The sequence below is a fragment of the Allobosea sp. P2_B12 genome (assembly GCF_056404835.1).
Genome location: NZ_JBFUDG010000007.1, coordinates 169,260 through 182,644 on the forward strand (window position 1 = coordinate 169,260; position 13,385 = coordinate 182,644).

Consider the following 13,385-nt stretch of genomic DNA (forward strand, 5'->3'; position numbering starts at 1 on the left):
AATCGGCGCGAGTCACGGACCTGTTGAGACGGCATCCTGATAGGGAGCCGGTGGCTCGATCAACAAAAACAAAGCGGAAAATCCGCATCATCGGAGGAGAAGTCATGGTCCAGAGCAGAATCAATCGGCGTGCATTCATCGGCGGCGTCGCTGGCCTCGCGGGCGCCGCGCATGTCCCCTCGGCCTTCGCCCAGCTCAAGCTGCCGACATCCCCGGTCGTCCTGTCGATCGTCGATGTCGCCGGCAATCTCGCGCTGACGCAGAAGGCGATCGAGAACTACCGCAAGGCCAAGCCCAATCTGGTCTCGCGCATCGTCTTCACCAAGGCGCCGTCGCCCGAGCTGCCCGGCAAGATCAAGGCGCAGCAGGAAGCCGGCCGCGTCGATATCGACATGGTGCTGACGGGGACGGATGCGCTCTCGGCCGGCGTCGACCAGAAGCTCTGGGTGCCGCTGCTGCCGCAACTCGCCTCCAGCCTGCCCAAGCTCGACGAGATCTATCTCGAAGGCGCGGCCAAGATGCAGGCGCTCGCCAGCGGGCAGGGTGTCGTCGTCACGTACTACCCCTCCGGCCCGCTGCTCGAATACATGCCGGCCAAGGTCAAGACGGTCCCGACGACCGCCCAGGAGCTGCTCGACTGGACGCGCCAGAACAAGGACCGGTTCATCTATCCGCGCCCGGCCAACTCCGGCCCCGGCCGCACCTGGATGATGGGCCTGCCCTATCTGCTGGGCGATTCCGATCCCAAGGACCCGGTCAAGGGCTGGGACAAGACCTGGGCCTATCTCAAGGCGCTCGGCGAGAACATCGAATACTATCCCGGCGGCACCGGCGCGGTGATGAAGGAACTCGGCGACGGCTCGCGTGACATGACCGTGACGACGACCGGCTGGGACATCAACCCGCGTGTCCTCGGCGTCGTGCCGAAGGAGGCCAAGATCGCCGCGCTGAAGGGCTTCCATTGGGTCACGGACGCGCATTACATGTGCATCCCCAAGGGCGTCTCGGACGAGAAACTCGCGGTCCTGGTCGACCTGATGAACTTCCTCCTGACCAAGGAGCAGCAAGCCTACACCTATGACGAGGGCTATTTCTATCCGGGTCCGGCCGTGAAGGGCGTCACGCTCGAGATGGCGCCGGCGGAAAGTCAGGCGGCGATCAAGGAATTCGGCCGGCCCGAATACGAGAAGCTGATCGCCGACAACCCGCTCCAGACGCCGCTCGACCCCGACAAGATGGTCGTCGCCTTCCGCATCTGGGACGAGCAGGTCGGCGGCGCCAAGCGCAAGTGATCAAGCGCTACACGAGTGAGATGCGCCAATAGGCTGGCGCGAGTGAAACGACCGGCGGCGGCCCGATTGCGGCCGTCGATCGGACCTTCGACCGAGACTCCAGCACGCGGTAGCCATGACGATTCAAGCAGCCAATTTCCAGGAGCTTCGGCTCGACCGCCTGAGCCGCGATTTCGGCACGCACAACGCACTCAAGGACGTCTCGCTGACGATCCGGCAGGGCGAGTTCATCGCGCTTCTGGGCCCCTCCGGCTGCGGCAAGTCGACGACGCTGAACATCATCGCCGGGTTGTTGCCGGCGACCGGTGGCGGCATCTGGCTCGACGACAAGCGCATCGACCCGCTGCGGCCCGAAGAGCGCGGCTTCGGCATGGTCTTCCAGAACTACGCCCTGTTCCCGCATATGAGCGTGACCAAGAACATCGGCTTCGGCCTCAAGATGCGCGGCGTCGCCAAGGCTGAGATCGAGCGCCGTGTCGGCGAGGCCGTAGCGCTGGTCCGCCTCCAGGGCCAGACCGAGAAGCTGCCCGGCCAGCTCTCGGGCGGCCAGCAGCAGCGCGTCGCCATCGCGCGCGCCATCGTCGTCGAGCCGCCGCTGGTGCTGATGGACGAGCCGCTGTCGAATCTCGACGCCAAGCTCCGCCTCGAGATGCGCGCCGAGATTCGGCGCATCCACAACACGCTGGGCGCGACCACGATCTACGTCACCCACGACCAGGAGGAGGCGCTGTCGCTCGCCGACCGCATCGTCGTGATGCGCGATGGGCAGGTGCGCCAGGTCGGCGTGCCCGAGGATCTGTTCTCGCGGCCCGACCATCTCGACGTCGCCGAGTTCATGGGCTTTCGCAACAAGATCGCCGGCAAGGCTGCCTCGGTTGCGGGCGAGCATGCGACGGTCGTGATCGACGGCGCCGCCATCGTCGGCCGCGCCCGCAACACCATCACGCAGGGCGCAGCGGCCCATGTCGCGATCCGCCCCGAGGATCTGCATCCCGTCGCCGCCGGCAGCGTCGGACTGAAGGCGCAGGTGATCTCGACCGAGTTCCGCGGTCGCGAATTCGTCGGCTTCGCGCGCATGGCGGATGGCACGGATCTGTCCTTCCTCGCCCATGACAAGCTGGCGCCCGGAGCCGAGATCACGCTGGCTGCCGAGCCCGACCGCGTCCTCGTCTATGGGGATGCGGCGTGAGCGATACAGCCCCCTCGATCCCGCTGGGCCAGCGGCTCGCGGCGCGCGGCCTCGACGGGCTGACGCTGCTCGTCGTGCCCGCCGTGCTCTTCCTGCTGGCGCTGTTCATCTACCCGTTCTTCTACGGGCTGTTTTTGTCCTTCAACCCGAAGGCGGGCGGCACCTTCGCCAATTACCAGCGCTTCTTCTCGGATTCGTTTCTCTACGGGACGATCGCGACGACGCTCTGGCTGGCGCTGCCGGTGACGATCGTAACGCTGCTGATGGCGATCCCGATCGCCTTCCGCGTCCGGACGATGAGGCATCAGCGCCTGCTGACCACGATCCTGGTGATCCCGATCACGCTCGGCACCGTGCTTGTGGCGCAAGGGTTGCTGAATTATCTCGGCCCGCAGGGCTGGTTCAATCGCGCGCTTCTGACGATCGGCCTGATCTCGACGCCGGTGAAACTTCTGCACAATTACTGGGGTGTGATGATCTCGCTGGTGATCACCGGCTTCCCCTTCACCTTCCTGCTGACGCTGTCCTATCTTTCGGGCGTCGATCCCGCGCTCGAACAGGCCGGCGCGACCCTCGGTGCCGGCCCCTGGCAGCGCTTCAAGCACATTCTGCTGCCACTCCTGCTGCCCGGGCTGGCGATCACCTTCTGTCTCTCCTTCGTGCAGGCCTTCTCGGTGTTCCCGTCGGCCGTATTGCTCGGCGCGCCGGCTGGACCGACGCGCGTGATCTCGATCGCGGCCTACCAGGCGGCGTTCGAGGAGTACGATTATTCGATGGCCTCGGCGGTAGCGATGATCATGGGCGTGGTTCAGCTCTCGATCGTCGTCGCGGTTCTGGCGGCGCGCGGCCTGCTCTATCGCGGCCCTGCCGGCGGCGGAAAGGGCTGATCCGATGGTCAAGGACAACAGATTGTCGGCCCGCCTCTGGGCCTTCGCCAACTGGGCCGTGATCGGCTTCTTCATCCTGAACCTGTTCGGGATGATCGCGACGGTGGTGACCAGCTCCTTCGCCACGCGCTGGCTTGGCACCTGGCTGCCGGCGGGCTGGACGACGCGCTGGTATTCCTCCGCCTGGGACGAGTTCCAGCTCTATGACGTGCTCTCCGTCACCTTCCAGATCGTCTTCCTGGTGGTCTTCCTCTCCGGCCTGATCGGGGTGCCCGCCGCCTATGCGCTGGCGCGGCGCGACTTCCCCGGCAAGAAGCTGGTGATGCTGCTCTTCCTGCTGCCGTTGCTGGTGCCGCCGATCACCTTCGGCATTCCGCTGGCGACGGTGCTCTACCGGGCGGGGCTCGCCGGCCAGATGTCGGGCGTCGTGCTCGCCAATCTCGTGCCGACGGTGCCCTTCGTCATCCTCGTGATGATTCCCTTCATCGAGCAGATCGACACGAAGATCGAGGCGGCGGCGCGGGTCTTCGGCGCCAACACCTTCAAGCTCTTCATCTACATCCTGCTGCCGCTGCTGGCGCCGGGCATCCTCGCGGCGCTGCTGCTGGTGCTGGTGCGCACCATCGCCATGTTCGAGCTGACCTTCCTCACGGCCGGCCCGACCAGCCAGACTTTGGTGGTGGCGCTTTACTATGCCGTCTTCGCGGCCGGCGTGCGCGCCGTGCAGTCGATCGACGCCATGGCGGTAATCTACATGGTCACGACGCTGCTCTGGCTCCTGATCGCTCTGCGCTTCGTCAACCCAACGCAGATCGTGGCCCGCGCCAAGCGCTAAAGAAATCCCACCCCGTCCGGAACCGGACGGGGTGGGTCGCGATTGAATCCGGGCAGCGCGGATGGCGTCTCTTCCGCCGCCCGGAGTTTCAGTCATGGCGCGCGTGATCTTTGACGATGCCGTTTCGGCCCCACCGCCCCCCGCGCGCCTGAAACGCAGCTCGGCTGCTAGGCTGACGATCACGCGCCGGAAATCCGGCAAGGGCTTCAGCTACCGCGACGCCGATGGCGAGCGCATCACGGACGAGACCACGCTCGCCCGCATCCGCTCTCTTGCGATCCCGCCGGCCTATTCGGACGTCCGTATCGCCGCCGATCCCCGCGCCCATCTCCAGGCCGTGGGCTATGACGAGGCCGGCCGCATCCAGCACCGCTATCACCCGGACTGGGAAAAGGTTCGCGAGCGCCGCAAGCTCAAGCGCCTGAAACACCTGATCGACGCGCTGCCGAAGCTGCGGACGGCAATCGCGCGCGATCTTCGGGACCGCAAGCTCAGCCGCGACAAGGCGCTGGCCTGTGCCGCTGCCGTCATCGACCGCTGCCACATCCGCGTCGGCAACGAGACCTATGCAAAGGCCAATGGCAGCCATGGCGCCTCGACGCTGCTGAAGCGCCACGTCACGATCACAGGCAGCCGTGTCGAGTTGGCCTTCAAGGGCAAGAGCGGCAAGCAGATCGCCTGCGCGCTTGAGGACCAGACACTCGCCCGTGCCCTGACCCGCGTCATGACTTTGAAAGGCAGGCGCCTGTTTCAGTACAGCCGCGAGGACGGCACGGTCGCCGAGTTGAGGGCCAGCGATATCAATGCCTATCTCAAGCGCGTCTCCGGCCTGCCCGTCAGCAGCAAGGATCTGCGCATGCTGGCGGCCAATGCCGCCGCCGCCGAACTGCTGCTGGCCGGAGAGATCGTCGCGACGGAGACGGGCAAAAAGCGCCAACTCGCCGACATCATGCGCGCCATCTCGGAGCGGCTGGTGAACACGCCGGCCGTGGTGCGCAAGAGCTATGTCCATGAGATCGTGCTGCGCGCCTATGCCACCGGCCGCCTCAAGCGCGCCTATGACAAGGCCAGGGGGCGCGGCGCCTGCTCGCGCATCGAGCGGGCGCTGGGCCTGCTGGCGGCGTAAGCCTCAGGGCTTTCGCGCTGGCGCCTTGCGTCCCTGCGTGATCAGCCGGGCACTGTGCTGCCCGGAAATGAAGGTCCAGAACCAGCTCCACGCGACGGCGACGCGGCTGCGCGCGCCGATCAGGAAGAAGATGTGGGCGATGCCCCAGATCCACCAGGCGACCCAGCCGCGCAGTTGCAGCCAGCCGAAATCCACGACCGCCGCGCTCTTGCCGATCGTGGCGAGATTGCCTTGGTGCCGGTAGCGGAACGCCGCTGGCGCCGGCTTGCCGGCGAGCTTCGCGCGGATGATCCTGGCGACATGGGCGCCCTGCTGCTTCGCCGCTGGCGCGATGCCGGGCACCGGCTTGCCATCGGCCGTCATGAGCGCGGCCGTATCGCCGATGACGAAGATCTCCGGCCGGCCGGGCGCGTTCAAATTGGCATCGACGCTGGCCCGTCCGGCCCGGTCGGCGGCGATACCGAGCCAGGCTGCGGCCGGAGAGGCCGCGACGCCGGCCGCCCAGACCACGGTACGGCACCCCACGGACTCCGTCCCGATCGTCACCCCGTCCTCGCGGATCTCCGAGACCGGCCGGCCGAGCAGGACCTCGACGCCGAGCTTTTCGAGCGCTCCTTGCGCATAATCCGACAGCGAGACCGGAAAGGCCGGCAGCACCCGCGCCCCGGCCTCGATCAGCAGGACGCGAGCCTCGCGCGTGTCGATGTTGCGGAATTCGCGCCAGAGGATCTGCTTCGCGAGTTCGGCGATGATGCCGGCGAGCTCGACGCCGGTGGGCCCGGCGCCGATCACCGCGAAGGTCAGCAGGGCCTGCCGCATGACGGGGGCGGTCTCGCGCTCGGCCTGCTCGAAGGCGAGCAGCAGCCGGCGCCGGATCGTCGTCGCGTCCTCGAGTGTCTTGAGGCCGGGAGCGAAGGTCTCCCACTCGTCGCAGCCGAAATAGGAGTGTCGCGCGCCGGTCGCGAGCACCAGCGTGTCGTAGGGCACGGTGGCGCCGTCATCGAGCAGCACGCGCTTGCCATCGGCATCGACGCCCGAGACCTGCGCCAGTAGCGTCGTGACGTCGGCGCGCTCGCGAAAAAGCCGCCGGATCGGCCAGGCGATCTCGGATGTGGCGAGGATCGTGGTCGCAACCTGATAGAGCAGCGGCTGGAAGAGATGGTGGTTACGCTGGTCGATCAGCGTGATCCGCAAGCCGGCGCCGGCGAGATCGCGCACGAGCTGCAGCCCTGCAAAGCCCGCGCCCACGACGACGAGATGGTGGGCGTCCGGCGAAGACGGTTGGGTGTCGGCCATCGTAGCGTCCCCCCTGCATGTGCAAGGCGGCCGCAGGGGGGCCGCTGCATCGATATTTGGCCCGCCTCGCACCGGGGTGCAACCCAAGAGCCCGCCTGCGGGGATGCATGATGCGCCATTTTGAGTTAGTCAGCCGCGATGACCGCCCTTTCGCCCGAACTCCTGCGCTTTACCGTGGCGCCGATGATGGACTGGACCGACCGGCATTGCCGCGTCATCCATCGCCTGATGTCGCGCCGCGCCCGGCTCTATACCGAGATGGTCACGGCGCAGGCCGTGATCCGCGGCGACCGGCAGCGGCTGGTCGGCTTCGATGCGGTCGAGCATCCCGTCGCGCTCCAGCTCGGCGGCAATGATCCGGCCCTGCTGGCGCAGGCCGCGCGGATCGGCGCCGATTTCGGTTATGACGAGATCAATCTGAACTGCGGCTGCCCCTCCGACCGCGTCCAGGGCGGGGCCTTCGGCGCCTGCCTGATGCGCGAGCCGGCGCTGATCGGCGACTGCGTCGCGGCGATGAAGGCTGCCGTCGAGATTCCTGTCACGGTGAAATGCCGCATCGGCGTCGACGACCAGGACCCGGAAGCGGCGCTCGATGCGCTCACGGCGTCGGTGACATCAGCCGGCGTCGATGCGCTGATCGTCCATGCCCGCAAGGCCTGGCTCCAGGGCCTCTCGCCGAAGGAGAACCGCGAGGTCCCGCCGCTCGACTATGACCGCGCCTATCGCCTCAAGGCCGCGAATCCGGATTTGATCGTCGCCATCAATGGCGGCATCCGCGCACCCGACGAATGGGCCGGCCATCTTGCCCGTCTCGACGGCGTCATGATTGGCCGCGAGGCCTACCAGAACCCCGAGATCCTGCTCCAGGTCGATCCGCTGCTCTTCGGCGAGCCCGCGCCGGTGGCGGACGCCTTCGCCATGCTGGAGGCGTTGGAGGCGCCGATCGCGGCCCATCTCGAAGCGGGCGGACGGCTGCATGCCTTCACCCGCCATCTCGTCGGGCTGTTTCCGGGGCGCCCGGGCGCGCGTCAGTTTCGCCGCCATCTGTCGGAGCATTGCGTGGCAGCTGGCGCCGGCATCGCCGATCTGCGCGCGGCGGTCGCCCATGTCGCGCGCCACGACGGCGCCCGCGTCGCCGCCTAGAGGTCGGCCGCGACGGCGTCTCCGGGCGGGGACAATCAAGTTTGCCGCACCAGGGTGGCTTCAAAAGCGATTGAAATATTGAGATCGGCGTATTGGGTTGTTTAGGTAAAAGTGCCGCAGTTGAGGCGAAGTACTACCGCAGCGGACTGCTGAACTGCAGTTGAATTGCCTATTGGGAGCCTTCCCTTCGGCAGCATCCGAGAGGCGCTGCTTTCCGGATCTGGCCCCTTGCGGTCCTTAGGAACGGCAGCTTTCGGGGGGCAGTTGTCGTCAAAGGCACCGCGCCCGCATTCCCTCGAATCGGAGCCGGCCACCTCGTCTGCCGACGACGAAAGGTTTTACCGCCAGCGCCAAGCGATCGTCATCGCAAAAATAGGACAGGCGGTAAGCGAACCTGCTCGCGAGACGCTTTCCATTGTGTGCAAATCATATACGTTCGAAGCGCAGGAGCGCTTCATGAATCGGTTCGATACGATTATCCGCGGCGGGACCGTTGTCACGGCCGCAGACACGTTCAAAAGCGACGTTGCGATAAAGGGCGGACGCATCGTGGCGCTGGGACACGATCTCGGCGAGGCGGAGACGGTGCTCGACGCCACGGACAAGCTCGTGCTGCCGGGCGGGATCGACAGCCATGTCCATCTGGCGCAGCCTCAGGCGTCGGGCGTGGTAATCGCCGACGATTTTCTGACGGGCACGCGCTCAGCCGCGTTCGGCGGCAACACGACGGTGTTGCCCTTCTGTCTACAGGAGAAGGGCCAGTCCCTTCGCGAGGCGGTGAAGGCTTATCACGCCGAAGCCGAGGGGCGCTGCTTCGTCGACGTCTCGTTCCATCTGATCATCTCCGACCCGACGGAGCAGGTGCTGGGCCAGGAACTGCCGGCGCTGATCGAGGCGGGTTACACCTCTTTCAAGGTGTTCATGACCTATGATGGACTGGCGCTCACCGATTGGCAGATGCTCGACGTTATGGCGGTGGCGCGCGAGACCGGCGCCCTCGTCATGGTCCATGCCGAGAATTACGACGCGATCCGCTTCTTGACCGATCGGCTCGAAAAGGCCGGCAAGACCGCGCCGAAATATCATGCGGCCTCGCGGCCGATCCCGGTCGAGCGCGAGGCGACGCATCGCGCCATCTCGCTGGCCGAGCTCAGCGACGTGCCGGTGATGATCGTCCATGTCTCCAACCGCGAAGCCATGGAGGAGATCCGCAGGGCCCAGACGAAAGGCCTCAAGGTCTTCGGCGAGACATGCCCGCAATATCTCGTGCTGACCGAGCGCGATCTCGACAAGATCGACATGGAGGGCGCCAAATTCGTCTGCTCGCCGCCGCCTCGTGACAACGAGAGCCAGGTCGCCTGCTGGGAGGGGCTGCAGCAAGGCGTCTTCTCGGTGTTCTCCTCGGATCACTGCCCGTATCGTTACGAGGGCGACGCCGGCAAGCAGTTGCCGAAAGGCAAGTCGAGCTTCCGCTGGGTGCCCAACGGCATTCCGGGTATCGCCGCGCGCTTGCCGATTCTGTTTTCCGAGGGTGTCGTAAAGGGCCGGATCGATCTCAATCGCTTCGTCGCGCTTTCCGCGACCAATCACGCCAAGACCTACGGGCTCTATCCCCGCAAGGGCACGATTACCGTCGGCTCCGATGCCGACATCGCGATCTGGGATCCGGAGCTGAAGCAGACCTTGAGCCACACGATGCTTCATGACGGGTGCGACTACAGCCCCTATGAGGGGCTCGAGATTACCGGCTGGCCGGTTCTGACGATGGTGCGCGGGACGATCGTCGTGCGGGACGGCGCGCTTGTCGGAACGCCCCGCCATGGCGAGTACCTGCCGCGCGAAAAATCAGCGCTGGCGCAAGACGGCGGCCGGAACCGGCGATGAGCGAGTTCTCGGAACTGAGCCGGCCGGCCACCAACCTGTCGAGCCAGGCCTATAACGCCGTCTCGGAGATGATCCGCCGGCGCCAGCTTCGCGGCAACGAGGTGATCGTTGAATCGCGGCTCGCCGAGCATCTCAGCATTTCGCGCACGCCGCTGCGGGAGGCGCTGCAACGCCTCGAGGGCGAAGGGTTGGTGGTCAAGGGCTCTGGCCGCTCGTATGTGGTGCGCCATGTCGATCTTGGCGAGTATCTGCAGAGCCTCAAGGTGCGCGAGATCCTCGAGGCCGAGGCGGCCGCGCTGGCGGTCGGCCGGATTCCCGCCGGAGCGATCGCCACGATGCGCCATGAAATCGTGGAGCTTCGCGCGGCGACCACTTACCATACGGACGACCATTGGCGCTCGGACGACCGGCTGCACCGCCTTTTCGCCACGCATTGCGGCAACGACGTGCTGAGCCGGATGATCGAAGAACTGCGCGTGACGACCCGTCTGTTCGAGATCGCGCGCCTCTCGCAGCGCCTCGAGCCGGATTCCATCGAGCATCTGCAGATCCTGGAAGCACTTGCCCAGGACGATGCGAAGGCCGCGCGCAAGGCGGTGCAGACGCATATCCGCAGCCTGGCGAACTTCGCGCTCGATACGGTGCGATAAGCCAAACCATCAGCCCCGCGCTGCGAGCCTGACGATCCCAATCCCGCTGGCGGCCACGATCGCGCCGCCGATCAGGGCTGTGGTGGGCGGGGTCTCGCCGAAGCCGAAGTAGCCGATCAATGTCGCCCAGACGATTTGGCTGTAGAGCAGCGGCGAGACTGTCGCCGTCGATGCCCGTCGGAAAGCGGCCGCCGCGAAAAGATGCGCGAGCGTGCCGAAACCGCCGGCGATCACGAGCAGGCCGAGCGCTCGCGGCGGCAGCGGCTCATAGATGGCTGGCACGGCGAGCAGGCACCATAGCGAGGCCATGGCGGCGCCCCAGAACACCAGCGTAAGGGTCTCTTCGCTGCGGCTGCCATAGCGCGTCAGGACATAGAAGGTGGCGTTGGCCGCCGCCATGCCGAGCGGATAAAGCAGCGGCCAGCCGAAATTCGGGGTGCCGGGACCGATCGCCACGACCACGCCGGCAAAGCCGATGACGATCAGCAGCCATTGTGCCGGCCGGGGCCGTTCCTTCAGGATCAGGAGCGCGAGCAGCGAGGCCATCAGCGGCGCGGAGAACGTGATGGCATAGCTCTGCGACATTGGCAGATGCACCAGGGCAAGCACGATCAGTACCGTGGTCGCGACGACGCAAGCGCCACGGGCCGCATGAAGTGCAAAGCGCCGGGTGTGAAAGATCTGGCGACCGACGATGGGTGCCAGCGCCGACAGCAGCAGTACCTGGACGAGATTGCGCACCAGCACGAGCATGCCGAGGCCATGCTCCTGCGCCAGCGATTTCAGGATGGCGTCGAGCGAGGTGAAGCAGAGCGTGGCCGACACCATCAAGCCGGCGGCGAGCCAGGGCCGTGCCGGCACGGGCGTCGGGGTGTCAATCACGGGCCAGCGCCGCGGTGGGGTAAAGCGTCACCACGGGCCTGCTGCTCTCAATGTCTCAGGATCTTCGAAACGAAACTGCGGGTGCGCTCCTCACGCGGCGCGTCGAAGATCGTCCTTGCATCGTCCATCTCGATGATCCGGCCCCTGTCGAGAAAGGCGACGCGGGAGGACACCTCGCGGATGAACCCCATTTCGTGCGAAACAATCAGCATCGTCATGCCGTCCTCGGCGAGCAGCCTGATCGAATCCAGGACCTCCGACACCAGTTCAGGATCGAGCGCGGCCGTGACCTCGTCGAGCAGCAGGATTTCGGGCTTCAGGGCCAAGGCGCGGGCGATCGCGACGCGCTGCTGCTGACCGCCGGACAGCTGATCGGGGAAACGGTCGAGCTTGTCACCGAGGCCGACCTTGGCGAGCAGCGTCCGCGCCTCCGTTTCGACCTCGACCTTGGGACGCTTGCGGATCTTGACCGGCGCGACCGTGACGTTCTCCAGCACGGTCATGTTCTGGAAAAGGTTATATTGCTGGAAGACGATGGCGACGCGCTCGCGCAGGCGCCGGACGGCCGCGGCATCGCGGTAGTCGACGAGGTTGCCCTCAAGCGTGACCGTGCCGGCTGTCGGCGGGATCAGACCCATCAGCACGCGCAGGATCGTGCTCTTGCCCGAGCCCGAGGGACCGATCAAACCGATGACGTCCCCTTTGGCGACAGGAAGGTCGATCCCGGACAGGACCGGCACCGCGCCATAGGCGGCCTCAAGGCCCTTGATGTCGAGATGGTGCAAGGCGTTCCTCCAGTCGCGCTCCGAAACGCGAGAGCGGATACGAGATGGCAAAATAGATCAGCAGGATGGCCGCAAACACCAGGGCGGCGGAGAAGCCCTTGTTGTTCAGGACTTTGCCGGCATAAGTCAGTTCGAGCACGCCAATCTGCGAGGCGAGGGCGGTGTCTTTGATGAAGAGCACGAAGAAGCCGAAGGCGGGCGGGAGAATGACGCGCCAGGCCTGGGGCAGGATGACGTGCCGCACAGTGTCGAGCAGCCCGAAATTCATCGCCGTGGCAGCGTCCCACTGATTGCGGTGAACCGAGTCGAAGCCGCCCCGGATGATCTCCGAGAGGAACGCCGCCGCGATCACGCTGACGCTGATCGCCGCGACGACGAAGAGCGGCAGGTCGGCGCCGGAGAGCTGGAATGAGAAGAACACCAGCATCAGCGTGACCAGGAACGGCACGCGCCGGAACGTCTCGACGAATAGAATGGCGAGCCAGCGCAGCGGTGCCAGCGCCCGGCTCCCGGTCATCCTGATCAGCGCCAGCAGCAGGCCCAGCACCGTGCCGACCACGCAGCCTATGGCCGAGAGACCAAGCGTGGCGAGCGCCGCCTTGCCCAGGAAGATCACATTGTAATAGCCGAAGAAGCCCGGCAATTCCTCGATCAGGCGCGCGAACATCAGGCGAGCCTCATTCTGGCGCGGAAGGCGAACTTGCCGAGCAGGCCGAGCGCGACGGACGCGATCAGCGTCAGGACGATATAAATCAGCCCCGTCAGCGTGAAGACCTCGATCGAGCGGAAAGTCTGGGCGTTGACGTTGAGGGCCTGGCCCGTCAGTTCCTCGACGCCGAAGATCGCCGCCATGGAGGTGCCGAGCGTCATCAGGATGAAGTGATTGGAGAGCGGCGGAAACAGCACGCGCGCCACATGAGGCAGGACGACGTAGCGGATCTGCTGAAGGCGGTTGAAGCCGAGAACCTCGGCCGCCTCCATCTCCGACTGGCGGCGGGATTCGAAGCCTGCGCGCTGGATCTCGGTCAGATAGGCGCCGGCATTCAAGGTCATGCCGATCAGGACGGCCGCATAAGGCGACAGCAGGATGCCGGCATCGGGCAGCGCGAAGAACAGAAAATAGATCTGCACGAGCTGCGGCGTATTGGTGAAGAACACGACATAGGCGTTGATCAGGCGACGCGCCCAGACCGGGCCGAACGCCTTCACCGAGGCGAGCGCCGTGCCGATGAAGAGGCCGCCGCAGAACGCCAGAAGCGCGATCTGCAGAGACAGCAGCGCTCCGTCAAGGAGACGGGGCAGAAAGGGCCAGACCTGACCGAACTGGAGCGTATAGTCCATCGACGGCACTCTCAGGGGGCGCAAGGCGACGAAGTCGTCGTTCCGGACGCGTTGGGGCGCCCGGAACGACGGAAA

Annotated in this window: 13 protein-coding genes; 8 read left to right on the plus strand and 5 right to left on the minus strand. The window is 65.9% G+C overall.

Translation table 11 applies throughout. The annotated features are described in order from the left end of the window. The first annotated feature begins 104 nt into the window (after window positions 1–104). The 5 genes from AC1DYU_RS18105 to AC1DYU_RS18125 all read left to right on the plus strand — a co-directional run bounded on the left by AC1DYU_RS18105 (window position 105) and on the right by AC1DYU_RS18125 (window position 5,329). Entirely contained in the window at window positions 105–1,292 is a 1,188-nt protein-coding gene (locus AC1DYU_RS18105) for an extracellular solute-binding protein (RefSeq protein WP_158485444.1), read from the plus strand. Window positions 1,293–1,413: 121 nt separating this feature from the next. Next, window positions 1,414–2,481 carry an ABC transporter ATP-binding protein gene (locus tag AC1DYU_RS18110; RefSeq protein ID WP_476792910.1) on the plus strand — a complete coding sequence of 356 codons (1,068 nt, stop codon included), beginning with the start codon at window positions 1,414–1,416 and terminating at the stop codon, window positions 2,479–2,481. Then, window positions 2,478–3,368, plus strand: coding sequence for an ABC transporter permease (locus AC1DYU_RS18115; protein WP_476792838.1), 891 nt, complete (start codon window positions 2,478–2,480; stop codon window positions 3,366–3,368). The genes AC1DYU_RS18110 and AC1DYU_RS18115 overlap by 4 nt, the downstream gene beginning before the upstream one ends. Window positions 3,369–3,372: 4 nt before the next feature. Continuing rightward, on the plus strand, window positions 3,373–4,203 hold the full coding sequence (locus AC1DYU_RS18120) for an ABC transporter permease (RefSeq protein ID WP_108051021.1): 831 nt from the start codon (window positions 3,373–3,375) through the stop codon (window positions 4,201–4,203). Window positions 4,204–4,297: 94 nt separating this feature from the next. Continuing rightward, on the plus strand, window positions 4,298–5,329 hold the full coding sequence (locus AC1DYU_RS18125; protein WP_476792839.1) for a DNA topoisomerase IB: 1,032 nt from the start codon (window positions 4,298–4,300) through the stop codon (window positions 5,327–5,329). Between the two features lie 3 nt (window positions 5,330–5,332). Here the strand turns inward: AC1DYU_RS18125 and AC1DYU_RS18130 are convergent, their stop codons facing one another. Continuing rightward, window positions 5,333–6,625, minus strand: a complete 1,293-nt coding sequence (locus tag AC1DYU_RS18130; RefSeq protein ID WP_476792840.1) for an NAD(P)/FAD-dependent oxidoreductase — start codon at window positions 6,623–6,625, stop codon at window positions 5,333–5,335. 138 nt (window positions 6,626–6,763) lie between these two features. On the opposite strand from AC1DYU_RS18130, the gene dusA reads away from it, so the two are divergent. The 3 genes from dusA (at window position 6,764) to AC1DYU_RS18145 (ending at window position 10,302) form a co-directional block, all read left to right on the plus strand. Then, entirely contained in the window at window positions 6,764–7,768 is a 1,005-nt protein-coding gene (gene dusA / locus AC1DYU_RS18135) for a tRNA dihydrouridine(20/20a) synthase DusA (protein WP_476792841.1), read from the plus strand. Between the two features lie 456 nt (window positions 7,769–8,224). Then, window positions 8,225–9,652 (plus strand): dihydropyrimidinase, encoded by a 1,428-nt coding sequence (hydA, locus tag AC1DYU_RS18140; protein ID WP_476792842.1) that lies wholly within the window; start codon window positions 8,225–8,227, stop codon window positions 9,650–9,652. Then, the gene (locus AC1DYU_RS18145) at window positions 9,649–10,302 is read left to right on the plus strand and encodes a GntR family transcriptional regulator (protein WP_476792843.1); all 654 of its coding nucleotides are present in this window, start codon (window positions 9,649–9,651) and stop codon (window positions 10,300–10,302) included. Before hydA ends, AC1DYU_RS18145 begins: the two co-directional genes overlap by 4 nt. 9 nt (window positions 10,303–10,311) lie before the next feature. Here AC1DYU_RS18145 and AC1DYU_RS18150 read toward each other — a convergent pair whose 3' ends face one another. The 4 genes from AC1DYU_RS18150 to AC1DYU_RS18165 are packed head-to-tail and all read right to left on the minus strand — an operon-like array spanning window position 10,312 to window position 13,310. Beyond that, window positions 10,312–11,184, minus strand: a complete 873-nt coding sequence (locus AC1DYU_RS18150; RefSeq protein ID WP_476792844.1) for a DMT family transporter — start codon at window positions 11,182–11,184, stop codon at window positions 10,312–10,314. Window positions 11,185–11,231: 47 nt separating this feature from the next. Next, the gene (locus AC1DYU_RS18155; RefSeq protein ID WP_476792845.1) at window positions 11,232–11,969 is read right to left on the minus strand and encodes an amino acid ABC transporter ATP-binding protein; all 738 of its coding nucleotides are present in this window, start codon (window positions 11,967–11,969) and stop codon (window positions 11,232–11,234) included. Next, the gene (locus AC1DYU_RS18160; RefSeq protein ID WP_476792846.1) at window positions 11,941–12,636 is read right to left on the minus strand and encodes an amino acid ABC transporter permease; all 696 of its coding nucleotides are present in this window, start codon (window positions 12,634–12,636) and stop codon (window positions 11,941–11,943) included. The genes AC1DYU_RS18155 and AC1DYU_RS18160 overlap by 29 nt, the downstream gene beginning before the upstream one ends. Beyond that, window positions 12,636–13,310 (minus strand): amino acid ABC transporter permease, encoded by a 675-nt coding sequence (locus AC1DYU_RS18165; protein WP_158485434.1) that lies wholly within the window; start codon window positions 13,308–13,310, stop codon window positions 12,636–12,638. Before AC1DYU_RS18165 ends, AC1DYU_RS18160 begins: the two co-directional genes overlap by 1 nt. Between the last annotated feature and the right edge of the window lie 75 nt (window positions 13,311–13,385).

What these genes read in the sequence shown, in the direction of transcription:
- AC1DYU_RS18105 (WP_158485444.1), top strand. Translation starts at nt 105, where the DNA reads ATGGTCCAGAGCAGAATCAATCGGCGTGCATTCATCGGCGGCGTCGCT.
- AC1DYU_RS18120 (WP_108051021.1), top strand. Translation starts at nt 3,373, where the DNA reads ATGGTCAAGGACAACAGATTGTCGGCCCGCCTCTGGGCCTTCGCCAAC.
- AC1DYU_RS18125 (WP_476792839.1), top strand. Translation starts at nt 4,298, where the DNA reads ATGGCGCGCGTGATCTTTGACGATGCCGTTTCGGCCCCACCGCCCCCC.
- AC1DYU_RS18130 (WP_476792840.1), bottom strand. Translation starts at nt 6,625, where the DNA reads ATGGCCGACACCCAACCGTCTTCGCCGGACGCCCACCATCTCGTCGTC.
- dusA (WP_476792841.1), top strand. Translation starts at nt 6,764, where the DNA reads ATGACCGCCCTTTCGCCCGAACTCCTGCGCTTTACCGTGGCGCCGATG.
- hydA (WP_476792842.1), top strand. Translation starts at nt 8,225, where the DNA reads ATGAATCGGTTCGATACGATTATCCGCGGCGGGACCGTTGTCACGGCC.
- AC1DYU_RS18145 (WP_476792843.1), top strand. Translation starts at nt 9,649, where the DNA reads ATGAGCGAGTTCTCGGAACTGAGCCGGCCGGCCACCAACCTGTCGAGC.
- AC1DYU_RS18160 (WP_476792846.1), bottom strand. Translation starts at nt 12,636, where the DNA reads ATGTTCGCGCGCCTGATCGAGGAATTGCCGGGCTTCTTCGGCTATTAC.
- AC1DYU_RS18165 (WP_158485434.1), bottom strand. Translation starts at nt 13,310, where the DNA reads ATGGACTATACGCTCCAGTTCGGTCAGGTCTGGCCCTTTCTGCCCCGT.